At 68.2% G+C, this 22,225-nt stretch carries 27 protein-coding genes; 17 read left to right on the top strand and 10 right to left on the bottom strand.

Annotated features, from left to right (window positions below; translation table 11 throughout):
* From AX690_RS05260 to AX690_RS05270, 3 genes are all read left to right on the top strand, one after another.
* Positions 1-544, top strand: a 544-nt coding sequence (locus AX690_RS05260) for a demethoxyubiquinone hydroxylase family protein (protein WP_066730300.1), incomplete at its 5' end; no start/stop codon positions are given.
* A gap of 74 nt (positions 545-618) precedes the next feature.
* Positions 619-2,385, top strand: a complete 1,767-nt coding sequence (locus tag AX690_RS05265; protein WP_066730301.1) for a M1 family metallopeptidase — start codon at positions 619-621, stop codon at positions 2,383-2,385.
* Positions 2,386-2,497: 112 nt separating this feature from the next.
* Positions 2,498-3,007, top strand: a complete 510-nt coding sequence (locus AX690_RS05270) for a VanZ family protein (RefSeq protein WP_066686367.1) — start codon at positions 2,498-2,500, stop codon at positions 3,005-3,007.
* On the opposite strand, the gene AX690_RS05275 is transcribed toward AX690_RS05270, so the two are convergent.
* From AX690_RS05275 to AX690_RS23575, 5 genes are all read right to left on the bottom strand, one after another.
* Positions 3,008-3,292: a hypothetical protein gene (locus AX690_RS05275; protein WP_066686365.1), complete on the bottom strand. Its 285-nt coding sequence runs from the start codon at positions 3,290-3,292 to the stop codon at positions 3,008-3,010.
* An 82-nt stretch (positions 3,293-3,374) separates the two neighbouring features.
* Positions 3,375-3,938, bottom strand: coding sequence for an HNH endonuclease (locus AX690_RS05280; protein WP_082769517.1), 564 nt, complete (start codon positions 3,936-3,938; stop codon positions 3,375-3,377).
* 173 nt (positions 3,939-4,111) lie between these two features.
* Positions 4,112-4,753: a DNA-3-methyladenine glycosylase gene (locus tag AX690_RS05285; RefSeq protein WP_066686361.1), complete on the bottom strand. Its 642-nt coding sequence runs from the start codon at positions 4,751-4,753 to the stop codon at positions 4,112-4,114.
* Positions 4,754-4,803: 50 nt separating this feature from the next.
* Positions 4,804-5,286 carry a transcription elongation factor GreA gene (gene greA / locus AX690_RS05290; protein WP_066686360.1) on the bottom strand — a complete coding sequence of 161 codons (483 nt, stop codon included), beginning with the start codon at positions 5,284-5,286 and terminating at the stop codon, positions 4,804-4,806.
* Positions 5,287-5,468: 182 nt separating this feature from the next.
* Positions 5,469-5,579: a hypothetical protein gene (locus tag AX690_RS23575; protein ID WP_082769514.1), complete on the bottom strand. Its 111-nt coding sequence runs from the start codon at positions 5,577-5,579 to the stop codon at positions 5,469-5,471.
* Positions 5,580-5,748: 169 nt separating this feature from the next.
* Here AX690_RS23575 and AX690_RS05295 point away from each other — a divergent pair, with 169 nt between their 5' ends.
* Both AX690_RS05295 and gluQRS read left to right on the top strand, forming a co-directional pair.
* Positions 5,749-6,369 carry a TetR/AcrR family transcriptional regulator gene (locus tag AX690_RS05295; RefSeq protein WP_197426786.1) on the top strand — a complete coding sequence of 207 codons (621 nt, stop codon included), beginning with the start codon at positions 5,749-5,751 and terminating at the stop codon, positions 6,367-6,369.
* Between the two features lie 2 nt (positions 6,370-6,371).
* Positions 6,372-7,214: a tRNA glutamyl-Q(34) synthetase GluQRS gene (gene gluQRS, locus AX690_RS05300; RefSeq protein WP_066686356.1), complete on the top strand. Its 843-nt coding sequence runs from the start codon at positions 6,372-6,374 to the stop codon at positions 7,212-7,214.
* A 4-nt stretch (positions 7,215-7,218) separates the two neighbouring features.
* Here gluQRS and AX690_RS05305 read toward each other — a convergent pair whose 3' ends face one another.
* On the bottom strand, positions 7,219-7,947 hold the full coding sequence (locus AX690_RS05305; RefSeq protein WP_066686352.1) for a GNAT family N-acetyltransferase: 729 nt from the start codon (positions 7,945-7,947) through the stop codon (positions 7,219-7,221).
* Entirely contained in the window at positions 7,944-8,576 is a 633-nt protein-coding gene (locus tag AX690_RS05310) for a TlpA disulfide reductase family protein (protein WP_066686351.1), read from the bottom strand. Before AX690_RS05310 ends, AX690_RS05305 begins: the two co-directional genes overlap by 4 nt.
* Here AX690_RS05310 and argH point away from each other — a divergent pair, their 5' ends adjacent.
* The 4 genes from argH to AX690_RS05330 all read left to right on the top strand — a co-directional run bounded on the left by argH (position 8,577) and on the right by AX690_RS05330 (position 13,285).
* A complete protein-coding gene (gene argH, locus AX690_RS05315) occupies positions 8,577-9,998 on the top strand; it encodes an argininosuccinate lyase (RefSeq protein ID WP_082769515.1) in 1,422 nt (473 codons plus the stop codon).
* Complete coding sequence (locus tag AX690_RS05320) at positions 9,977-10,303, top strand: hypothetical protein (RefSeq protein WP_066686350.1); 327 nt, start codon at positions 9,977-9,979, stop codon at positions 10,301-10,303. The genes argH and AX690_RS05320 overlap by 22 nt, the downstream gene beginning before the upstream one ends.
* A 9-nt stretch (positions 10,304-10,312) precedes the next feature.
* Complete coding sequence (lysA, locus tag AX690_RS05325; protein WP_066686345.1) at positions 10,313-11,578, top strand: diaminopimelate decarboxylase; 1,266 nt, start codon at positions 10,313-10,315, stop codon at positions 11,576-11,578.
* 93 nt (positions 11,579-11,671) lie between these two features.
* The gene (locus AX690_RS05330) at positions 11,672-13,285 is read left to right on the top strand and encodes a methyl-accepting chemotaxis protein (RefSeq protein ID WP_066686343.1); all 1,614 of its coding nucleotides are present in this window, start codon (positions 11,672-11,674) and stop codon (positions 13,283-13,285) included.
* 16 nt (positions 13,286-13,301) lie between these two features.
* Here AX690_RS05330 and AX690_RS05335 read toward each other — a convergent pair whose 3' ends face one another.
* Complete coding sequence (locus AX690_RS05335; protein WP_197426787.1) at positions 13,302-13,883, bottom strand: phosphoribosyltransferase; 582 nt, start codon at positions 13,881-13,883, stop codon at positions 13,302-13,304.
* Positions 13,825-14,781: an MJ0042-type zinc finger domain-containing protein gene (locus tag AX690_RS05340; RefSeq protein ID WP_066686339.1), complete on the bottom strand. Its 957-nt coding sequence runs from the start codon at positions 14,779-14,781 to the stop codon at positions 13,825-13,827. Before AX690_RS05340 ends, AX690_RS05335 begins: the two co-directional genes overlap by 59 nt.
* 83 nt (positions 14,782-14,864) lie before the next feature.
* On the opposite strand from AX690_RS05340, the gene ftsE reads away from it, so the two are divergent.
* Genes ftsE through AX690_RS05360 form a run of 4 tightly spaced genes read left to right on the top strand, consistent with a single transcriptional unit; the run spans position 14,865 to position 17,783 of the window.
* Complete coding sequence (gene ftsE / locus AX690_RS05345) at positions 14,865-15,572, top strand: cell division ATP-binding protein FtsE (protein ID WP_197426788.1); 708 nt, start codon at positions 14,865-14,867, stop codon at positions 15,570-15,572.
* On the top strand, positions 15,569-16,462 hold the full coding sequence (locus AX690_RS05350) for an ABC transporter permease (RefSeq protein ID WP_066686337.1): 894 nt from the start codon (positions 15,569-15,571) through the stop codon (positions 16,460-16,462). Before ftsE ends, AX690_RS05350 begins: the two co-directional genes overlap by 4 nt.
* Positions 16,459-17,076 (top strand): YdcF family protein, encoded by a 618-nt coding sequence (locus tag AX690_RS05355; RefSeq protein ID WP_066686334.1) that lies wholly within the window; start codon positions 16,459-16,461, stop codon positions 17,074-17,076. Before AX690_RS05350 ends, AX690_RS05355 begins: the two co-directional genes overlap by 4 nt.
* On the top strand, positions 17,073-17,783 hold the full coding sequence (locus AX690_RS05360) for a 1-acyl-sn-glycerol-3-phosphate acyltransferase (protein WP_066686332.1): 711 nt from the start codon (positions 17,073-17,075) through the stop codon (positions 17,781-17,783). Before AX690_RS05355 ends, AX690_RS05360 begins: the two co-directional genes overlap by 4 nt.
* On the opposite strand, the gene AX690_RS05365 is transcribed toward AX690_RS05360, so the two are convergent.
* A complete protein-coding gene (locus tag AX690_RS05365; protein ID WP_066686378.1) occupies positions 17,780-18,331 on the bottom strand; it encodes a gamma-glutamylcyclotransferase in 552 nt (183 codons plus the stop codon). The genes AX690_RS05360 and AX690_RS05365 overlap by 4 nt on opposite strands.
* Before the next feature lie 27 nt (positions 18,332-18,358).
* Here AX690_RS05365 and AX690_RS05370 point away from each other — a divergent pair, with 27 nt between their 5' ends.
* From AX690_RS05370 to AX690_RS05385, 4 genes are all read left to right on the top strand, one after another.
* Positions 18,359-19,369, top strand: coding sequence for a DUF2125 domain-containing protein (locus AX690_RS05370; RefSeq protein WP_066686330.1), 1,011 nt, complete (start codon positions 18,359-18,361; stop codon positions 19,367-19,369).
* Positions 19,370-19,472: 103 nt separating this feature from the next.
* Complete coding sequence (locus AX690_RS05375) at positions 19,473-20,273, top strand: chorismate mutase (RefSeq protein ID WP_066686328.1); 801 nt, start codon at positions 19,473-19,475, stop codon at positions 20,271-20,273.
* Positions 20,274-20,319: 46 nt separating this feature from the next.
* Positions 20,320-21,438 (top strand): histidinol-phosphate transaminase, encoded by a 1,119-nt coding sequence (hisC, locus tag AX690_RS05380; RefSeq protein WP_066686327.1) that lies wholly within the window; start codon positions 20,320-20,322, stop codon positions 21,436-21,438.
* Between the two features lie 166 nt (positions 21,439-21,604).
* A partial coding sequence (locus AX690_RS05385) for a prephenate dehydrogenase/arogenate dehydrogenase family protein (protein WP_066730302.1) occupies positions 21,605-22,225 on the top strand: 621 nt, incomplete at its 3' end.

Raw genomic sequence — 22,225 nt, forward strand, 5'->3', positions numbered from 1 at the left:
TCCCCGCCCCGGACAGGGCGCCCTGAAGACTCGCCTCGGCGAGATTCTGCGCGTCGACCAGGCCGGCGAGTTGGCCGCCGTCCATATTTATCGCGGCCAGGCCGCCGTGATGCGGAACGCGCCCGGCCGCGAGCGGATCGCCAATCAGCTTAAGGAGATGGAGGGCCACGAGCAGGTTCACCTGTCCCGCTTCGATGAGCTTCTGACCGAGCGCGGCGTGCGCCCGACCCTGATGTCGCCGGTCTGGCGCGCCGCGGCCTTCGCCCTCGGCGCCGGCACCGCCTTGATGGGCGACAAGGCCGCCCACGCCTGCACCGAGGCGGTTGAGTCGGTGATCGAGAAGCACTATGCCGGCCAGATCGCGGAACTGAAGGACCGCGATCCCGAACTAGCCGCCGAGCTCTCGCAATTCCGCGACGACGAGCTCGCCCACCGCGACCTCGCCGTGGAAGAAGGCGCCCGCGAGGCGCCCGGCTATCCGCTGCTCAGCGCCGTCATCCAGGCCGGCTGCCGCGCGGCGATCAAGATCAGCGAGAAGATCTGAACCCGGCGCTTGGCGCCGCTCGCGGCGACGCCTACCGATGCTCCCCAACATCTTCGCGTTGGGGAGTCGCCGCCTTGTCCGTCCGTATCCGCGCCCTGGCAGCCTGCGCCGCCTCTCTGCTGACCCTGTCCGCCACAACCGGCGCCTCCGGCGCGGAGCCCCTGAAGACCAGCGCCCTGTCCCTCGAGACCGGCGGGCCGATGCCCGCCGAACAGCAGGCGCTGGGCTTCGATCACGCGGACCTGAAGTTCAAGATCCTGCCCGACAAGAAGGCGATCGAGGGCGAGGCCACCCTGACCTTCACGGCCAAGTCGCCGCTGGACAAGCTGGTCCTAGACTTCGACCGGGTGTTCGCGATCAGCAAACTGACGATCGACGGCAAGACGCTGAAACCCTCGTCATGGACCAATCCCGAAGGCCGCATGACCATCACCCTGCCCCGCCGGGTTTCGGCGGGTAAGGCGGTCACGGTCGCGATCACCTATGCGGGCGTTCCGCTGGAGGCCAAGCGCGCCCCGTGGGACGGCGGCTTCGTGTGGAGCAAGACCCCGACCGGCGAGCCGTGGATCGCCACGGCCGTGCAAGGCGACGGCTGCGACCTCTTCTGGCCCTGCATCGACTATCCGACCGGCGAGCCCAAGCTGGTCGACCTGCACATCACCGTCCCCTCGCCTCTGGTCGCCCCCGCCAATGGCCTCTTCTTAGGGATGACCGAGAAGGACGGCTGGCGCACCTACAACTGGCGGGCCAAGACCCCGAACACCTACGCCATAGCTCTGGATGTCGGCCCCTACGAGCAGCTGATCGCCATCTACAAGAGCCGCTACGGCGACAGCTTCCCGATGTCGTTCTGGTACCTGAGAGGCCGGGCCGAGAAGGCCCAGGCGCTGTTCGCCGAGTTCACGCCGATGCTGGACTTTTATGAACAGATGATCGGCCCCTACCCTTTCCGCGACGAGAAGATGGGCGTGGTCGAGACCCCGCACCTGGGCATGGAGCACCAGACGATCAACGCCTACGGCAACGACTACCGCAAGGACGTCTACGGCTTCGACTGGCTGCTGCAGCACGAGTTCGCGCACGAGTGGTTCGGCAACCAGCTGACCAACGCCGACAATGACGACATGTGGCTTCACGAGGGCTACGGCAGCTACATGCAGCCGCTGTTCTCCCAGTGGCTGCACGGCGACATGGAGTACATGGCGCGCCTGAACCAGATGCGCGTCGACACCAAGAACCGCTTCCCGATCGTCTCGGGCCGCGCCCTGAAGGAGGACGAGGTCTATAACGGTGATCGCGGCCCCGGGAACGACATCTACTACAAGGCCGCCAACGTCCTGCACACGCTGCGGGCCCTGGTCGGCGACGAAGCCTTCTTCAAGATCACCCGCATCGCGGTCTACGGCACGCCGGACCCTCGGCCTGGCAATTTCGCGCCGCGCTATCTGAGCACCAAGGACTTCATCAAGATCGTCAATCAGGTGACCGGCAAGGATTATGGTTGGTTCTTTGACGTCTATCTCTATGAAGCCCAGCAGCCCGAGTTGCTGGAGTCGCGCGAGGGCGATGACCTGCTGCTGACCTGGAAGACCCCGAAGGACAAGCCCTTCCCCATGCCGGTGGAGGTCAAGGTCGGAGACAAGGTCGTGACCGCGCCGATGACCGGCGGGACCGGCCGGATCACTGTCGGCGCCGCCACGTCGGTGATCGTCGACCCGGCGTCAAAAGTGCTTCGCCGTCAACCTTATCTTGAAGCTTACCAAGCCTGGAAGAAGACCAAGGACGAGGCGGACCGGGCGGCGGCAGAGGCAAAGAAGAAAGCCGAGTCCGGACAAAAGTAATCTTCAAGAGGACATTGCGCGAGGCGGGAAAGTCATATTTGGCTAACCGCGTTCGTTCACCAGTTGGCGTAATCTACACCTTAAGACGAGGACGCCATTTGGAGATCCTCGCATGTTCCTCAAGCCCCGCCATATCGTTCCCGCGGCCCGCGGCGCCCTTGTCGTGGGCGGCCTGGCCGTGGTGGCGTTGACCCTCGGTCCGTTCGCGGGCGCCGAGGAAATCCTCGGTCTGAGCGACAAGGTCGCTCACGCGCTCGCGTTTGGCGCTCTCCTGGCCGTTGCGTTCTTCGCCTTCCCGTTCCGTCGCCGACTGGACATGATGCTCATCGCGCTGGCGATCGGGGCCGTCGTCGAGATCGCCCAAACCTACGTCGCGCGCAGCAGCAGCCTGGCCGATTGGGTGGCCGACGCGATTGGCGTCTACGCCGTCTACGCGATCAGCATGATCGAACGCTGGCGCTGGATGATCCGTGAGCAAGGCTCGCTGACCTTCGCCGAGATCGCCGCCATGGACGCTCGTCGCGCCTCGCGTCGCGCCAAGGTCGTCTTCGAACCCCAGGAGGGCTCGGCCGAAGCCGCTAACTTCGCCGAGCGCGCCTCGCAACGGTTCCCGGCTCGCTAATCAGGTAATGCGCTTGACGCTGACCGGGTCGCTACCTGGGAAGCTCTCTTCCAGGCCTTCGTCCAGCAAGGCTTCCTGACGGTTTTCGGCCGTCTCGACCTTGTCGGCGAGCTGGTCATGCTTCTCACCCTCGCGGAGCGGCTCTTCCGCTTCGCGGGTGTGGGGAGCGTCGAACGACTTATCCTCGGGCCGCACTTGGCCGTCAGGCGCCATGTCCGCGGTCGGCGCCGCGGTGCCGTGAGTGAAATGGCGGTCGTCGCCCTTTTGGATGTCGGGTCGGGTCATGACTTATCTCCGATGGCTTGAGCCTCGGAGATAAAACCCTCCCGCCAAGGTTCCGGTTGCATCGGAACGCCGAGCGGAAGCCTCAGGCCTCCAGCTCGATGTCCCAGTACAGATAGTCCAGCCAACTGACGTGCAGCCTGCCCGGCGGGAAGCGTCGCCCCCGCTCCTGCAACTCATGCATCGAAGGCCGACGCGCGTGGTGATAGGGCTGCATGCCCGCCTCGCGCGGGGTTCGGCCGCCCTTGCTGAGGTTGCAGGGCGCGCAGGCCGTGACGATGTTTTCCCAGGTGGTTCGCCCGCCGCGTGAGCGTGGGATGACGTGGTCGAAGGTCAGGTCCTCGGTCGCGCCGCAGTACTGACAGCTGAAAGCGTCACGCAGGAACAGATTGAAGCGGGTGAAGGCCGGCGGACGCTCTTGCGGGACGTACTGCTTCAGCGCCACGACGCTGGGCAGTTTCATCTCGAACGATGGCGAATGGACCACTTGGTCGTAGCTGGCCACGACATCGACCCGGTCCAGGAACACCGCCTTGATCACCTCCTGCCAGGGCCAGAGGGACAGCGGATAGTAGCTAAGCGGCCTGAAGTCGGCGTTGAGCACGAGGGCCGGCATGCCCGACGGGGGGCGTGTGAGGACCTGCATCAGATCCTCCCTTCGAGGCGAGCGGCTAGACGCCCAGGGCCTCGGCTGAGGGGGTACGCGACAGGACTGAAGACGGGCCTCCTTCCTACGCAATTCTGGGAATCGGCATTCATTCCCGAACGCAGACAAAGGATGGGCCATATCGGCGACAGAACCAAGACATCTGTCGCCGTGCTTCAAAAAGGCGCGATCTCTCGCCGCTTCACCGCCCCGTAGCACGCCCAGAGCAGGTGCGCGGCGACACCCCTGTAGGGTCGCCAAAGCTCGGCGCGACGATAGGCCAGCTTCTCGTTGGGGCGGATCTCGGCCTTGTCCATCCAGCGCATGGCCTCCTGCAGGGCCACGTCCCCGCCGGGGAACATGTCCATCCGGCCTTGGGTGAACATCAGATAGACCTCGGCCGTCCAGCGACCGATCCCGGTGATCGCGGTCAGCGCGGCCACCGCCTCGTCATCGGAGAGGCCCGGCAAGGCGTCGAAGTCGCAGGTTCCCGAGACATGGGCCTCCGCGATCGCTCGCGCGTAACGCGCCTTGGGCCGCGATAGCCCGAGCGACAGCAGGTAGGCGTCCTCATGCGCCAGCACCGCCTCGGGCGTCATGTCCGGCAAGCCCGCTTCGACCCGCGCCCAGATGGCCGCCGCCGAGGCCAGAGAGACCTGCTGCTGCACGACCATTTTCAGCAGTCCCGGAAAACCGCCAAGGCCCACCCGCCAGTCGAAGGCCGGCGTCACCGCCTCGATCGCGGCCAAGGCCGGATCGGCGTCGGCCAGGACCTTGCGGGCTTCCAGGAGGGCGTCTGCGGCGGGCGGAACGAACATGGATCGCAGGTGGAGACCTTCCGGAGCGATGGCAATCCGAAACTTGCGCCCTACTCGATCGCGGTGATCTCGATTTCCCCGCCAGGCGCCGCGGCGGTTTCGCCGACCGCCTTGCCCAGCAGGGCCCGCGCGATCGGCGCGATATAGGAGACCGAGCCCTTGGCCGGATCGGCCTCGTCCTCGCCGACGATGCGGAAGGTCTGCACCCGGCCGTCCTTGCGCTCGAAGGTCACGCGGTCGCCGAACTGGGCGACGGTCTTGGCTGGGTCGCGCTCCGTCAGCTGGGCGGTCGCCCGGCGGGCCGACCAGTAGCGCAGGTCGCGGGTGGCCCGCGCCATGGCCGTGCGATCGCCATCGGCCGCGCCGCCGGCGCTCTGGGCGGCGGCGTAGGCCCCGCGCGCCGCCGCGAGCTCGGCCTCGATCTGGGCCAGCCCTTCCGGCGTGACGAGATTGGGATGCGGAGAGATCGGGCGGTCGGGCAGATCGGCCGCGAAAGCCTCGCTGTCGCCCTCTTTGGTGAAGGCGACGCTCATGGCCGCTCGGAAGTCTGGATCATTGAGAATTCGCCTGCGACGCGCGATGGGCGGCGTCGAAGGCCTAACGCGTCCTGGTCTGGTTAGCTCCCTATGCGGAGCGCTTCAAGGCGGAGCGCCTTGCGGCCAGACGACGCGGCGGCGGCGGCCCTCGGGCCGCCCACCGATTACGAACGGTTCGCTTACAGGACGACGCGAGCGACAGCAGCCGCCACGGCCAGGGCGATGACCAGGAAATAACCGCCCGCAAGGCGGTCGAAGGCGTTCTCAAAGGCGTTTACGTAACGAAGCATATCGGTAGCCCCTCAGGCGTTTTTCGTCCTTGCTCACGACGAGCGATCGGCGACCGGTGGGGTCAAGCCAATCTGGACAGTGCTTAGATAGCGCAAATCTAAACGACGTCAAGATGATCTTTACAGCGTTTGGATGAAATTTTAGAAAGCTATGGTTAGAGTGAGGCCGATGACCACCGCCACCGTCGAATCCCGCCCCTATCACCATGGCGATCTCAGCCGCGCGCTGGTCGACGCCGCGCGCAAGATACTTGAGACCGACGGGCCCGCCGCCCTCTCGCTAAGGGCTGTGGCGCGAGAGGCCGGGGTCAGCCCGGCCGCGCCCTACCACCACTTCAAGGACAAGGCCGAGCTGCTGGAAGCCGTGGCGCACGAGGGCTGGGTCGAACTGGACCAGGCGCTTTCGAAGGCGCGGACCCTGACCACCGACCCGGGCGAGCGCATGACCAATCTGGGCGTCGCCTATGTCTGCTTCGCCCGCGACAACCCCGCGATCTATCGCGTGATGTACGACTGCTCGCGCGACAAGGACGCTCTGCCCGACCAGTTGAAGGAAGGCGGCGCCTATTGCCAGGTGCGCGACACCCTGGCCGAGCAATCCAGGAGCCCCCTGGCCGAGATCGACCTGGAGCTGGCCACCATCGCCGGCTGGTGCGCGGGCCACGGCCTGGCCGAGATGATCGGCTTCAAGCAGTTCGCGCACCTCAAGGAAATACTGGGCGGCGAAGAGGCCTTCCTGCGGGCGGTGTTCCAACACCTGGGCATGTTCGCGAAGTTCGCCGAAGACTGAGCGTGGCCTTCGTCACCCGGTTCGCCCCCTCTCCGACGGGCTATCTGCATCGCGGCCACGCCTACGCCGCGCTGACCGCCTACACGGCCGCACAGAACGCGGGCGGTCGCTTCCTGCTGCGGATCGAGGACATCGACGTCACCCGCAGCCGTCCAGAATACGACGCGGCGATCCTGGAAGACCTGACTTGGCTAGGCCTGTCCTGGGAGGAGCCGGTTCGTCGGCAATCCGAGCACTTGGGCGACTATCACGCCGCCATCGAGGCGCTGCGCGCCCGCGGCCTCGTCTATCGCTGCTTCAAGACTCGCAAGGAGATCGACATCGGCCGCGCGCCGCACGAGCCCGCCGTCCCCTATGTCGGCGCGCCGCTGCCGCCGGACGAGGAGGCCGAGCGCCTGGACCGCGGCGAAGCCTTCGCCTGGCGGCTGTCCTTGGCGGCGGCGCGCGAGGCGCTGGGCGGCTTCGAAACCCTGACCTTGATCGAGGAAGGGGCGGGACCGAACGGCGAGACGGGCCTGATCCAGGCGCGTCCTGAAACCGCCGGCGACATCGTGCTGGCCCGCAAGGACGTCGGGGTCGCCTACCACCTCGCCGTCGTCCACGACGACGCCCTGCAAGGCGTCACCCACGTGATCCGAGGCTGCGACCTCTTCGAGGCGGCTCATATCCAGCGTCTGCTGCAGGCCCTGCTCGACCTGCCGACCCCGACCTATCGCCACCACGGCCTGCTGGTTGGCCCCGACGGCAAGCGTTACGCCAAGCGCGACAAGGCGCAGACCTTGCGCGAACTGCGCGCGAGCGGCGTGACCGCGACGGCGCTGCGAGAAGAGCTGGGCTTTTCCTGAAGCCTCAGCGGCTCCAATAGCGATAGCAATAGGCGGGCTGGAAGCCCTCGGCGGCGTAGAGGGCGATCGCCGGCGCGTTGTCGGCCTCCACCTGCAGCCAGGCGCGCTCGACGCCCTGTCGGCGAGCTTCAGACAGCAGGGTCAGCAGCACCCGCCGCGCCAGGCCCTTCCGACGATGGGCCGGAACCGTGCGCATGCCGAAGACGCCCGCGAAACCGCCGCCCAGCGCCGCGACGCCGATCGCCGCCGGCGCGCCGTCGACATCTAGCCGCGCGAAGCAGGCGGGCGGCGGCATCCGACCCAGCGCCTCGATCCGCTCGCGGCCGTCCTCGGGATCGCCCGCCGAGGCGGTGAACACCGTCTCGAAGGTCTCGTCCGCCGAGAAAGACAGACGCACCAACGGATCACCCTCCCCGTCCGTCGCGCCGACCATCACCAGGGTGTCCTTGCCCTCGCGGTAGCCCCGCGCGGCGAGTTGGCCGGCTAAGTCCGCCGGCGCAAGAACACCGTCCGTCAGCTTGAAGCGCGGCGGCAAGCCCCGCGCGGCGTACCAGGCCTCGACCGCGTCGATAGCGGCCTCGACATCGCGATCAGGCGCCGCCAGCGGCCAGCAGGCGTTGATCCGCATGGAGTAGCCGGACGACGCGTTCAGACGCCAGCCGCCCAGCCGCTTCCGCTCGCGCGCGGGCCAGGCGTCGTCAGCCAGCGGTTCGAGAATGGCCGGATCGATCACTTCTCGGACAGGAGCTTCTCGACCAGCGCCCGGACCTCGGGCGCGGACCAGTCGGCGGGCCCCGCCAGCCGGGCGCGCTCTCGGCCCTGGCGATCATAGATCACCGTGGTGGGATAGCCCGCCGCGCGCGGCTCCAGGTCGAAGGACAGCTTGTAGGAAGGATCGCGATAGGTCTTCAGCGGCGGGTTCGCGGCCATTTCGGCCTGGACGAGGTTCAGATCGCTGTCGCGGTCGACGCTGATCGGCAGCACGGTGAGCGGCTGGGTCGCGTAGGCGGCCTGCAGCTTGGCCAGGGTCGGCATCTCGGCCTTGCACGGCGCGCACCAGGTGGCCCACAGGTTCATGACCACGACCCGTCCTTTGAAGTCGGCCAGGGTCGCTGGCTTTCCGTCCAGGCTGGTGAACACCGTCGCCGGCGCAGCACGGGGGGCGGCGGGCACGTCCAGCTTTGCAAGCGTCCCCTTCTTGAATTCTGTGAGGTCGGCGGGACCATGGGGTTTGAACGAAGCAGCGACGATGACGTATAGAACCGCCGCCACGCCCAAGAGGAGGACGCCCGCAAGCGCCAGCCTCAAGGGATTGCGCTTCGCAGCGCCCGGCTCGTTCTGACCCGACTGGACTTCGCTCATATGACCGACCACGCCTCCGATACGCCCCAGGCCGCCAAAGGCCAGGGCCAAGCCATGTGGGGCGGTCGCTTCTCGGCCAAGCCCGCCGAGCTGATGCAGGCGATCAACGTCTCCATCGGCTTCGACAAGCGCCTGTGGGCGCAGGACCTGGCAGGCTCGCGCGCCCACGCCCGGATGTTGATCAGCCAAGGTGTGATTGCAAGCGCCGACGGCGAGGAAATTCTGAAAGGCCTCGACGCCATCGAGGGCGAGATCGCCGCGGGCGCCTTCCCGTTCCGCGACGAATACGAAGACATCCACATGAACATCGAGGCGCGGCTGCGCGAGCTGATCGGCCCGACGGCCGGCCGGCTGCACACAGCGCGCTCGCGCAACGACCAGGTGGCCGTCGACTTCCGCCTTTGGGTCCGCGACGCGTGCGACCGTTCCGTCGGCCAGCTGGAAGCCCTGCAAAAAGCGCTTCTGGCTCAGGCGGAGACCTATGCCGACGCCCTGATGCCGGGCTTCACCCACCTGCAGCCGGCCCAGCCGGTGACGTTCGGCCACCACCTGATGGCCTATGTCGAGATGTTCGGCCGTGACGCCTCGCGCTTCCGCGACGCCCGCGCCCGCATGAACGAGTGCCCGCTGGGCGCGGCCGCCCTGGCCGGCTCGCCCTTCCCGATCGACCGTCACCAGACGGCGGCGGCGCTGGGCTTCGACCGTCCGACGGCCAATTCGTTGGACAGCGTCTCGTCGCGCGACTTCGCCCTGGAAGCCCTGTCGGCCGCCTCGATCACCGCCACGCACCTGTCGCGCCTGGCCGAGGAGATCGTGCTGTGGACGACGCCGATGCTCGGTTTCATCAAGCTGACCGACGCCTTCACGACCGGCAGCTCGATCATGCCGCAAAAGAAGAACCCCGACGCGGCCGAGCTGATCCGCGCCAAGGTCGGGAGGATCCTGGGCTCGCTGACGACCCTGACCGTGGTCATGAAGGGCCTGCCGCTGGCCTATTCGAAGGACATGCAGGAGGACAAGGTCCCCACCTTCGAGGCCTTCGACGCCCTGGAACTGGCCCTGCTGGCCATGGCCGGCATGGTCGCCGACCTGACGCCGAACACCGACAACATGGCCAAGGCGGCCGGCGCGGGCTTCTCGACCGCCACCGACCTCGCCGATTGGCTGGTGCGGACGCTGAACATGCCTTTCCGCGACGCCCACCACGTGACAGGGTCTGCGGTGAAGACGGCCGAAGGCCTTGGCGTCGATCTGGCCGATCTTACCTTGGAGCAGTTCCAGGCGATCGAGCCTCGGATCACCCAGGACGTCTACGCCGTCCTGACCCCGGCCGCCTCGGCGGCCAGCCGCATGAGCTATGGTGGGACCGCCCCCGCCCAGGTCCGCGCCCAGATCGCGCGTTGGAAGGAAGTTCTGGCATGACGTTTGGTCGCCCCCTCACCGTTCTGACGCTGGCGGCCCTGGCCGTTACGGCCGCGGCCTGCGGCAAGCAGGGCGCGCTCGAGCGTCCCGCGCCCCTCTGGGACCCGGCCAAGAAGGCCGCCTGGGAGGCCGAGCGTCGCGCCGCCTCGGCCCAGGCCAACCAGCCGGCCCGCGTCGGCGGCACGCAAGAGGTCCGTGACCCGGCCTCCAGCAACCGCACCATCCGCGCCGCGCCGCTGCCCGGCACCAAGGATCCGTTCGGCGGTCCGTCCGCCGCCGGTTTCCCCGGCGCCACGCCTAACTAGGACCTCGCGTTGAACCACTTCGAGTATGGCCCCGAGGGCCTGGCCTGCGAGGGCGTTCCCCTGGCCAAGATCGCGGCCGAGGTCGGCACGCCGGTCTATGTCTATTCCCGCGCCACGCTGGAGCGGCACTTCACGGTCTTCCGCGACGCCCTGGCCCTGGCGGGCGTCGTCGATCCGCTGATCGCCTACGCGGTGAAGGCCAATTCCAACGTCGCGGTGCTGAAGGTGCTGGGCGACCTCGGCGCGGGGGCCGATACGGTCTCCGAGGGCGAGATCCGCCGCGCCCTGGCGGCCGGCATCCCGGGCGAGCGCATCGTTTTCTCCGGCGTCGGCAAGACCCGCCGCGAGATCGCCTTCGCCCTGTCCGTCGGCGTCGCCGAAATCAATGTCGAGTCCGAGCCCGAGCTCGACCTGATCGCCCAGGTCGCCGCCGAGATGGGCGTGAAGGCCAAGGTCGCCTTCCGCGTCAATCCGGACGTCGCCGCTGGCGGTCACGCCAAGATCGCCACCGGCAAGTCCGAGAATAAGTTCGGCGTCTCGTTCGCCGAGGCCGCGCGCCTCTACGCCAACGCCAGCAACAACTCCAGCCTGCGGCCGGTCGGCGTGGCCTGCCATATCGGCAGCCAGATCACCGACCTGGAACCCATGCGCGCCGCCTTCACCAAGATGCGAGGCCTGGTCGAGCAATTGCTGGACGAGGGCCTGTCGGTCGAACGCCTGGATCTGGGCGGCGGTCTGGGCGTGCCGTACTTCAACAGCCCCGAACCGCCCTTGCCCGCTGAATTCGCCGCCATGGTCGGCGAGGTCACCCAGGGCCTGCCCGTGACCCTGGCCTTTGAGCCCGGACGTGTGATCGCCGCCAACGCCGGCGTGCTGGTCAGCGAGGTGGTGCACGTCCACGAACGTCCAGAAGGCCGAAAGTTCCTGGTTATCGACGCGGCCATGAACGATCTGATCCGGCCGGCCATGTACGACGCCTTCCATGACATCCGTCCGGTGATCCAGCGTGGCGGCGAGGCCGTCTACGACGTGGTCGGACCGGTCTGCGAGACCGGCGACACCTTCACGCGCGACCGCGCCCTGCCCCCGTTCACGACGGGCGACCTCGTCGCCTTCATGTCGGCGGGCGCTTATGGCGCGGCCATGGCCAGCGAGTACAACACGCGCCCCCTGGTCCCCGAGGTTCTGGTGGACGGCGACCGCTACGCCGTCATCCGCAAACGCCCAACCTACGACGAAATTCTGGCCCGAGATGTGGTCCCGGAATGGGTTTAGGTAGTCGTACGGACAGAAAGTCCGCTTCATCGTCACTCTAGATTAACCGCAATCACCGATTTTCAACCCGGTTTGGGGCGTGGAGTGTCTTCGGTGAGCAGCTTCATAGAGTTCGACAGTATCGAAGCTCAACGCAAGGTGGGCGGACATCTGGTGCTCGCCTGCATCGCCGCGCTGGTGCTGATCACGCCCGCCGCCAGCCTGTTCGCCGGCGGCAAATCCACCCTGGCCCTGGCTGGCGGCTCGGTGCTGCTCGCCGCGATCGGCTGCGGCGGCTGGGCCATCTGGCGCGACAACGCCGCTCAACGAATCTCCACCGCCGTCACCCTGATGGGTCAGGTCAGCCTGTTCGTCGCGGCCTTCGCGGGCCACCCGCTGCAGCACGAGGCCCGGATGGCCTATCTGGCCGCCCTGGCCCTGATGGTGGCCTATGGCGACTGGCGCGCGGTGGCCGTGGCCGCCGGCACGATCATCGGCATCGAGATCGCCGGCGCCCTTTTCGCGCCTAATCTGCTGATGGTCGGCGACGTCACGCCCCTGCGCGTCGCCTTCAGCGCCGGCGTCACCCTGGCCACCGCCTGGTCGCTGATCTGGCTGACCGCCAGCGTCTCGCGCCTGTTCGTCACCGTCACCGCCCGCACCGACAAGGCCCTGGACGCGGCCGCCCGCGCCGACGCCGCCAACGCCGACGCCGAGGCCCAGCGCGCCGCCCGCGACGCCGCCAACGCCGAGCAGGCCCGTCAGAAGGCCGCCTTGGAGGCCGAGCAGACCCAGGTCGTCGAAGAACTGGCCGAAGCCCTCGCCCACCTGTCGCGCGGCGACCTGACCTGGCGCCTGACCAAGACCTTCGCCGCGCGTTACGAGCCCCTGCGCGCCGACTTCAACGAGGCGCTGAGCCGCCTGCAGGCCGCCATGCGCGAGATCGCCGGCAACGCCGCCAGCATGACGGCCGGCGTCGCCGACATGTCGCGCGCCTCGGACGAACTGGCCCGCCGCACCGAGCATCAGGCGGCGAGCCTGGTGCAAACCACCGCGGCGCTGGGCGAGATCACCGTCGCCGTCCAGAATACCGCCGAAAGCGCCAACCAGGCCAACGCCGCCGCCGCCGCCGCCCGCCAGGAGGCCGAGCGCTCGGACCCCGTGGTCAGCGAGGCCGTCGAGGCCATGACCCAGATCGAGACCTCGTCGGGCCAGATCGGCAAGATCATCGGGGTGATCGACGAGATCGCCTTCCAGACCAATCTCCTGGCCCTGAACGCCGGCGTGGAGGCCGCTCGCGCGGGCGAAGCGGGCCGCGGCTTCGCGGTCGTGGCTCAGGAAGTCCGGGCGCTGGCCCAGCGCTCGGCCGACGCCGCTCGAGAGATCAAGGAGCTGATCAACGTCTCGGGCGACCAGGTCAGCGCCGGCGTCGAGCGCGTAGGCCGCACGCGCGAGGCTCTGCAACGGATCATCGCCCGCGTCGCCGAGATCAACGCTCAGGTCAACGCCATCGCCGCCTCAGCGCGCGATCAGGCCCAGGGCCTCGGCGAAGTCAACGCCACCATGGGCGAGATGGACCGCGTGGTGCAGCAGAACGCCGCCATGGTGGAAGAGACCACCGCCGCCGCCCACGCTCTGCGCAACGAGGCGCAGGAGCTGGCGGAGCGGGTCGACATGTTCGAGATCGGCCGCGAAAAGACCGCTTCGAAGGAGCAGCGCGCGGCCTAAACCGCGCGCCTCGGACTTAGTCCATGGCGCCGATGTACGGCAGGCCGCGGCTCTTGCCTTCGTCGTCTAGGCCGTAGCCCACCAGATAGCGAGCCGGCGCTTCCCAGGCCACGAAGTCAGGATCCATGCCGCGCGAGGTCGGCCAGGGCTTGCGGGCGAACACGGCGGTGAGCACCTCGCTGGCGCCGGCGTCCTTCACCAGGCGTGCGGCCTCCGACAACGACAGACCGGTGTCGAAGACGTCGTCGACGACCAGGGCGCGACGACCGACCAGCGGACGCTGTAGGTCCGCGCGGACTTCGCAGCGGCCCGAGCTCTTGCGCTCGTCGTGGTAGGACGCCAGCCACAGCGCGTCGAAACGCACGTCGCGGCCAGCCTTGTAGAGCGCGCGGGTCAGGTCGGCGGCGAACCACAGGCCGCCGGTCAGGAGGCAGACGACCACGGTGTCGTCGTCGATGCGCGGCGCGATCTGTTCGGCCAGCGCCTTCACCCGTTCGGCGATCTCGGCTTCCGAGATCAGGACTTCGGGCTTCTTGATGTCATTCATGATGAGCGGGTTCGTGAGAGTCTGTAGGGACGGTTTTGTCCCCGCTCTCATGTCCCGGGGGGGCATGTCCAGCCGCTTCTGACGTCGCGGACGCATCCTGCGCCCCACGCAGGGCGACATCGGGCTTCTCGCCATGGCCCTCGGCGGCCTTCTCGTGGCCGGCCTCTGGGTGGATGGAGGCCTTCACGCCGCCCTCTTCATTGGCGAAGCCAATCTGCAAGTCCTTGGCCGTACGAGGCGGGTCCAGGAAGGTGATCGAGAAGTGCCGCACCTCGCCCGGCGGGATCTTGGCGCCGTGCGCGGCGGCCAGTTGGCCTGACACGCGCTTGCCCTCGCCATTGAGCAGCTCGGCGCGCAGCGCCGGGGCGACCACCGCGTGCTCCGTGATGTTGCGGATCGCGCCCGTCACCGTCACCGCCGCGTGGCCGTCCTTCATCAGGGGTTGGGCCTTGATGCTGCCTCGGTCGATGACCAGGCCCACCGTGTTCACCGGCAGCCCCACGGCGGCATAGGCGCCGGCTGTGCCTGGCAGGATCCTGACGATGTCGATCCGGAAGATCAGGGCGCCGATCACCAGGGCGGCCATCACGGCCGCCATGCCGGCCCAGACGATCCCGGTGACGGTGGCCTCGCGCAGCCGCCGCTCGGCGTCGGCGCGGGCGCGGAAGACCTTGGGAAGCTCTTCTCCGGGCAGAGCGCTGACAGGCGGCTCTTCCTCCGGTTCGTTGGCGGGCTGGTCGCCAGCCGCCGACGCCGCGGCGGCGTCGGAGTCGCTTCGACTGGCGAGGCTAGGGTTCTCCGCGTCCTCGAAAAGATCGGGCGCCGCCTCTTCGTTGCGCGCCGTCCAGCGGTGACCGCAGGCCGCGCAACGCACGACCCGGCCTTCCGGACCGACCTTGGAGTCGTCCACGAAATAGCGGCTGGCGCACTCCGGACAGGTCAGTATCATGGCCGCGAATCGAACGATCCCCACACACAGCTTAGGGGGTCGCCGATTTTAACCCTGATGTCCAGAAAGCCCAGTGACGCGCCTTGCGGATCGACACAGAACAGGGCGATGACGCCCTACCGGTGGTCCGCTTCGAAGGCGTCTCCATGCGCTACGGTCGGGCGCCGGAAACCCTCAAGGATATCAGCTTCTCCCTCCGGCAGGGCTCGTTCCATTTCCTGACCGGAGCGTCCGGCGCGGGCAAGAGTTCGCTGCTGAAACTGATCTATCTGGCCCACCGTGCGTCACGAGGACGCGTGGAGCTTTTCGGCCGCGATATCAGCCTGCTGCACGCCCACGACCTGCCGTTCGTGCGTCGCCGGATCGGCGTCGTCTTCCAGGAATTCCGGCTGCTGGAGCACCTGTCGGTGTTCGACAACGCCGCCCTGCCGCTGCGCATCCTCAAGCGCAAGCCCGCCACCTATCGCGAGGACGTCGCCGAGCTCCTGAACTGGGTAGGCCTGGGCGAGCGGATGCACGCTCTGCCCGCGACTCTCTCGGGCGGCGAGAAGCAACGCCTGGCCATAGCCCGCGCGGTCGTCGACCGACCCGACATCCTGCTGGCCGACGAGCCGACCGGCAATGTCGACCCGGCCATGTCGCTGCGCCTGCTGCGCCTGTTCGTCGAGCTGAACCGCCTGGGCACGACGGTGCTGATCGCCACTCACGACGAGGACATGGTCGCCCGCGCCGGCAGGCCCGCCCTGCGCCTGCACGACGGTCGCCTTCTGGGCGCCGAGGTGACGCCGTGACCGCCCTGTTCGACGTTTCGCGCTGGCGGTCTGGGCCGTTGCTGCCGCCGCGCGACGCGCGGGACGGGGCGCTGGTGTTCGTCGTCGCGGTGCTGTGCTTCCTGGCTTGCCTCACGGCGTTCGCCGCGCTCGCCGCCAATCGCGCCGCGCACGGCTGGACGGCGCAACTGACCGGCTCGGCCACCGTCGTCGTCCGGGCTCGGGCCGGCGAGACGCCCGACAGCGCCGCCGCCCGCGCCGCCGAGACGCTGGCTGGCGTCCGCGGCGTGGTCGAGGCCCAAGCCCTGACCCGCGAGAAGGCCGAGGCTCTGCTGGAGCCCTGGATCGGCAAGGACGCGCTGGTCGAGGACCTGCCCACCCCACGCCTCGTCACCCTGGACCTGGACCCGAAAGCCCCGCCGACAGCCGAGACCCTGGACAAGGCTTTGCGCTCGGCCGGGGTCGACGCCACGGTGGACGATCATAGCCGCTGGATCGCCGACATCGAGCGCGCCGCCGACATGGCTCGCCTCGCCGCTTTGGGCGTTTTTACGCTGATCGCGGCGGCTGCGGCCGCGGTGATCGCCTTCGCCACGCGCGCGGGCCTCGCCGCGCGCCACGAGGTGATCGAGGTGCTGCATTTCTCGGGCGCCGAGCGCGGCTTCATCGCCGGACTGTTCCAGGGGCGCTTCGCCATGATGGGCGCGCTCGCCGGCTTCCTGGGCGGGGCCAGCGCGGCGGGCGTCGGCGCCCTGCTGCGCTATTTCGGCGGCGGCGCGGGCCTCGCGCCCGTCTGGCCGCTGGCCTGGATGGACCTGTTGGCCGCCGCGCCCGCGCCTTTCATTGCGGCCCTGATCGCCGGGATTTCGGCCCGCCTGGCTGCATCGCGGATCGTGGGGGAGATGGCGTGAAGTCGCTGGCCGCCCTCCTGATCGCCCTGATGATCTGGGGCCTGGGCCTTGTGGCCTTCACGGGTCGCGTGGACCTCTCGACCCCCGCCCCCGAGCCGCCCGAGGCCGACGGCGTCGTCGCCCTGACCGGCGCTTCCAATCTGCGACTGGAGGCGGCGACGCGACTGCTCGAGGAAGGCAAGGGCAAGCGCCTGCTGATCTCGGGCGTCAACCGCGAGGCCACCCGCGCCGACCTGCAAAGCGTCACCAAGGCCGTCAAGCCGATCTACGATTGCTGCGTGGACCTGGGGTTCACCGCCGCCAATACGATCGGCAACGCCCTCGAGACCGCCGAGTGGGCGCGGTCGAAGGGTTATGACAGCCTGATCGTGGTCACCGCCGACTATCACATGCCCCGATCGATGTTGGAGCTGAGCGCCGCCATGCCCGGCGTGAAGCTCTATCCCTATCCGGTGAGGACCGACCTCAACGCCCATCGCTGGTGGAAAACCACCAGCAGCGCGCGACGCATGATCGTCGAATATTGTAAGTACCTGGCCATCCTGGGACGTGAAGCGTTCCTGGGCCTTGGCCCCAAGACCAAAGACGCCCCTGAGGCGAAGGACTCTCCTTGATCTATCTGCGTTCGTTCCTGTTCCAGCTCGTTTTCTGGCTGTGGTCCGCGACGATGGCGATCCTGATGCTCGCCACAATCCCGCTGCCGCGCGCGGTGAACCGCGCCTGCCTGACCTTCTGGTCGAAGGGCGTGATCCTGACCCTGCGCTGGCTGGCGGGGGTTCGCATCGAAATCCGCGGCCGCGAGAATGTCCCGACCGGCGCGGCCCTGGTGGCCGCCAAGCACCAGTCGATGTTCGACGTCTTCAGCCAGTTCGCCATCCTGTCGGACGCCTGCTTCGTGATGAAGAAGGAGCTGTTGATGGTGCCGCTGTTCGGCTGGCACGGCCTGAAGGCGGACATGATCGTCGTCGACCGCGACGGCCACTCGGCGGCGCTGAAGAAGCTTGTCCGCGACGCCAAGGAACGCCTGACAGGCGCCCGCCAGATCGTGATCTTCCCGGAAGGCACGCGGGGCGATGTCGGCCAGCCCGGCGACTACAAGCCCGGCATCGCCGCGCTTTATCGCGAGCTCGACATGCCGGTGACGCCCCTGGCGCTCAACTGCGGTAGCCACTGGGATAAGAGCCTGCTGCTCAAGCCGGGGACCATCGTCTTCCAGTATCTCGAGCCGATCCCTGCAGGCCTGAAACGCGCCGAGTTCATGCGCGAGCTGCAGACCCGCATCGACGGCGCGACCCAGGCGCTGGAAGCCGAGGGCCTCTAGGCCCCGGTCTCGATCGCCTCGACCATCTTCAGCAGTCGCTCCATGGCGTGGTCACGGACGCCGTCTTCGCGCAGGTGCATGACCAGATCGCGGAGATAGTCGATGTTTGGGCCGGATAACCCGGTCGCGCCCGCGATCAGCTGGGCCTGCTGATCCAGGGTAAGCGCGCCGGCCCACTGGCTGTGCTTCATATCCGACAGGAAGACCAGCGCCGGCGCCTTGCCGTTTCGGTCGATCTTCACCTCGCGCCAAGTCTCGAAATAGGTCTCGGTCGGCTGCTCGCGCTCGCGCAGATAGGCGTAGACCTCCTCCCATTGCGAGGCCGCCACGCGATAGGCCATGCCCCGCACCGCGCCGCCCGGCGCCAGGCCCAACACTAGGCCCGGCCGCTCGTAGGTGCCGCGATGGTGGACCGAATAGATGCAAAAGGCGCGTCGCCGCCCGTGGAGCAAGGCCGTTCTTCGGTCTATGAACGGGAACCCGGGCCGCCACATCAGCGATCCGTATCCGAACACCCAGCGATCTTCGCCGCCGCCTGCCAAACCCATCATCATTCCCGACTGGACGCGCCTTTCATGACCCATAGCGACGCCGCCCCGTCCCGCAAAGCCCGCCGGAGCCGGCTCTTCGCACCTTTCATCCTCGCCGCCCTCGTCGCGGGCGGTTGGAGCTATGGCTGGTTCTGGCTGCGCGGCCAGGCCGAGCAGAAGATGGACGCCCAGGCGGCGGACCTGAAGTCGCGGGGCTATGACCTGTCGTGGAGCAGTCGCAACTTCCACGGCTTTCCGTTCCGCATGAACGTCGACCTGAACGAGGCCCGGATCGCCGAGCCGACCGGCTGGGCCGTCCGCGCGCCGGTCCTGAAGGGCGAGGCGGCGATCTTCGATGTCACCCACTGGGTTTTGGTCGCGCCGCAGGGCGTGGTGCTGACCCGTCCGGAAGCCGGCGACGTGTCGATCACCGGCCAGGCCCTGCGGGCCAGTATCTCGCACATCAAGGAATATCCGCCGCGCATCTCGGTCGAGGGCGCGGGCCTGACCTTTACGCCGGCGAAGGGCGCCAAGCCGTTCCAGCTGGTCTCGGCCGACGGCATGCAACTGCACCTGCGCGCGGGTCCGGACGACCAGGGCGCGATCTTCTTCAAGGCCGACGGAGCCAAGACCGCGTTCACCGGCCTGCTGGGCCGCATCGCCCAGGACAAGACCGCCTCGATGACGCTGGAGACCAAGCTCTCGCACGTCTCGGCCCTGCGCGGCCGCAATTGGGAAGCCGCCGTGAAGGGCTGGAGCGCCGCCGGCGGCCAGATCACCTTCGAGCAGAGCCAGATCCTGGCCGGCGACGCGGAAGGCAAGGCAAAGTCAGGCGTGCTGTCGGTCGACTCGGAAGGCCGCCTGACCGGCGACCTCGAAGTCGCCATCAAGGAGCGCGCCGACCTCTCCAAGCCGATCCGCACGCCGGAGCAGGCCCTGGCCGCCGCCGCCCAGGCGATGGGGCGCGAGCCGGTCATCGAGGCCAGCCTGCATTTCCGCGACGGCCGCAGCTTCCTGGGCGTCCTCGACACCGGCCCCGCGCCGACCGTCTACTGACCGAGCAACGATCACCCAAAGCGCAATTTTCTTCCCATGAAGGCTGGCTATTGCGTGTTTGGCGGCAAAGACTATGGTCCCGCCTCCAATTTCGGGGAAGAACATGGGCAGCGACGCGACGGACGCCACACCGTCTCTCGAAGAGGTCCGATGGCGGCTAGACGCCATCGACGGTGAACTGCTGAAGCTGCTCGACGAGCGCGCCAGCCTGGCCGGCGCGGTCGCCGCCGCCAAGCGCGCCTCGGGCGACACCGGCTTTGGCCTGCGCCCCGGTCGCGAGGCTCAGATCGTCCGCAAGCTGCTCGACGCGCCGCGCAGGGGCGCCTCCAACGCCCTGGTCATCCGCATCTGGCGCGAGATCATGGCCGACAATCTGGCCCGCCAGGGTCCCTACCAACTGGGCGTGTTCGGCGGCCGCGAGCCTGCCCGCACCGTCGAGCTGACTCGCCTGCGTTTCGGAACCGCCCCGCGCCTGTCGTTGGTTCCCACCGCCCAGGACGCCCTCGCCGTCGCCCGCGCGCCGTGGGGTGTCGCGGTCCTGCCGCTGTCCAGCGACACGCCTTGGTGGGGCCGGCTCCTGGCAGAGCCCAAGCTGAAGGTGTTCGCCGCCCTGCCCTGCCTGGCGGCCTGGGGCCCGCAAGCGGCGCTCGCCGTCGCCGAGGTTGAGGTCGAGCCGACCGGCGGCGACCAGACCTTCTGGGTCACCGACTCGCCCAAAAGCGCCGCCGTCATCGTGGACGCCCTGGGACAGGACGGCGTCGCCGCCGAACTAGTCGCCGAGGCTGGCGGACTGAAGCTGTTCTCGCTGTCCGGCTTCTTCCAGGCGGAGGACGAACGTCTGGCGCGCGCCCCTGGCCAACTGACCGGCGTCATCGGGGCTGCGCCCGAGCAGTTCGACGTGTAAGAAGCGGCCGCCGTACACCTGAACCGTACGTAGCCTGAGTAGTCCGATGACCGTGTCCGCCGATCGCTTCACCGCGCCTCGCCCCGTCCCCAAGGCCGGTATCCTCGACATCCACGCCTATGTCGGCGGCAAGTCGAAGGTCGAGGGCATCGCCCATCCGGTGAAGCTGTCGAGCAACGAAAACATCCTGGGCAGCAGCGATAAGGCCAAGGCGGCCTATCGCGACGCGGTCGATCGCCTGCACATCTATCCCGACGGCAAGGCGGGCATCCTGCGCGAGGCGGTCGCCAAGCGCTACAAGCTCGAACCCGAGCGCCTGACCTTCGGCGACGGCAGCGACGAGATTTTCGCCCTGCTGTGCCAAGTCTATCTTGAGCCCGGCGACAACATCGTCCAGGGCGAACACGGCTTCGCCGCTTACGCGATCGGGGCTCGCGCCTGCCAGGCCGAGGTCCGGATGGCCAAGGAAGTGAACCACCGCATCGATATCGACGAGGTGGTCAAGTGCGTCGACGAGCGCACGCGCCTCGTCTTCATCGCCAATCCGGCCAACCCGACCGGCACCTGGCTGACCGGCGAGGAGATCCGCGCCCTCCATGCGGCCCTGCCGCCCTCGGTGGTGCTGGTTCTGGACGGCGCCTATGCCGAGTTCTGTAGCGATCCGCGCTTCGAGGACGGTCTCGATCTGGCGCGAACCGCCGAGAACGTGATCGTCACCCGCACCTTCTCCAAGCTGCACGGTCTGGCCGCTCTGCGCGTCGGCTGGGGCTATGCGCCCAGCCACATCATCGAGCCGATCGAGCGCATCCGCCCGCCGTTCAACACCTCGATCCCCGCCCAGGAGGCGGCGGTCGCGGCCCTGTTGGACGACGACTTCCAGGCCCGTTCGCTGGCCCTGGTCGAGCAATGGCGGCCGTGGCTGGCCCAGCAGCTGGGCGGCCTGGGCCTCGAGGTCACGCCGTCGGCGGCCAACTTCGTGCTGGCGACCTTCCCGACCACGCCGGGCAAGACGGCCCTGGAGGCCGAGGCCTTCCTGGCGTCGAAAGGCTATCTGGTCCGCGCGGTCGCCAACTACGGCCTGCCGAACGCAATCCGGATCACCATCGGCCTGGAAGAGCAGAACCGCGCCGTGGTCGAACACCTGACCCAGTTCATGGGCCGCTAGATGTCTGGCTTTTCTTCCGACTTCCCCGGCGAACGCCGGGGCCCAGATCGAACCCAGAGCCGCCTTTCGTTTGAACTGGGACGAGAGGCGCATCATCCCAAACCGCTCAGGCTGAATCTGGGCCCCGGCATTCGCCGGGGAAGTCGGTTTGAAGTGAGCCCTATCCATGTCTAACCCCGGCCTCCTCTATCCCAAGATGACCGTGATCGGCGCCGGCCTGATCGGCGGTTCGATCATCCGCGCCGCCCGCGAGCACGGCGTGGTCGGCGAGATCACGGTCGCCGACGCCAGCGAGGCGCACCGCGCCCGCGTCGCCGAGCTCGGCATCGCCGAACACGTCACCGGCGACATCGCCGAAGCGGTCAAGGACGCCGATCTGGTGGTCATCGCCACGCCGGTGCTGTCGATCCCGGACCTCGCCGCCCAGGTCATCCCCGCCATGAAGGCGGGCGCCACCCTCACCGACGTCGGCTCGACCAAGGGCAATGTCGCCGAGGCCTTCCGCGCCCAGGACATATCGAAGATCCACGCCATTCCCGGCCACCCGATCGCCGGCACCGAGCAGTCGGGTCCGGACGCCGGCTTCGCCGAGCTGTTCGAGAACCGCTGGACCATCCTGACCCCGCTCGACAGCGAGGACGAGGCCTACGCCGCGGCCGTCGCCCGCCTCTCGGCCTTCTGGCGCGCCTTCGGGGCCCAGGTCGAACTGATGGACGAGAAGCACCATGACCTGGTTCTGGCCGTCGTCTCCCACCTGCCCCACCTGATCGCCTACACGATCGTCGGC

It is taken from the genome of Caulobacter sp. CCH9-E1 (assembly GCF_001556515.1).
GTDB lineage: Bacteria > Pseudomonadota > Alphaproteobacteria > Caulobacterales > Caulobacteraceae > Caulobacter.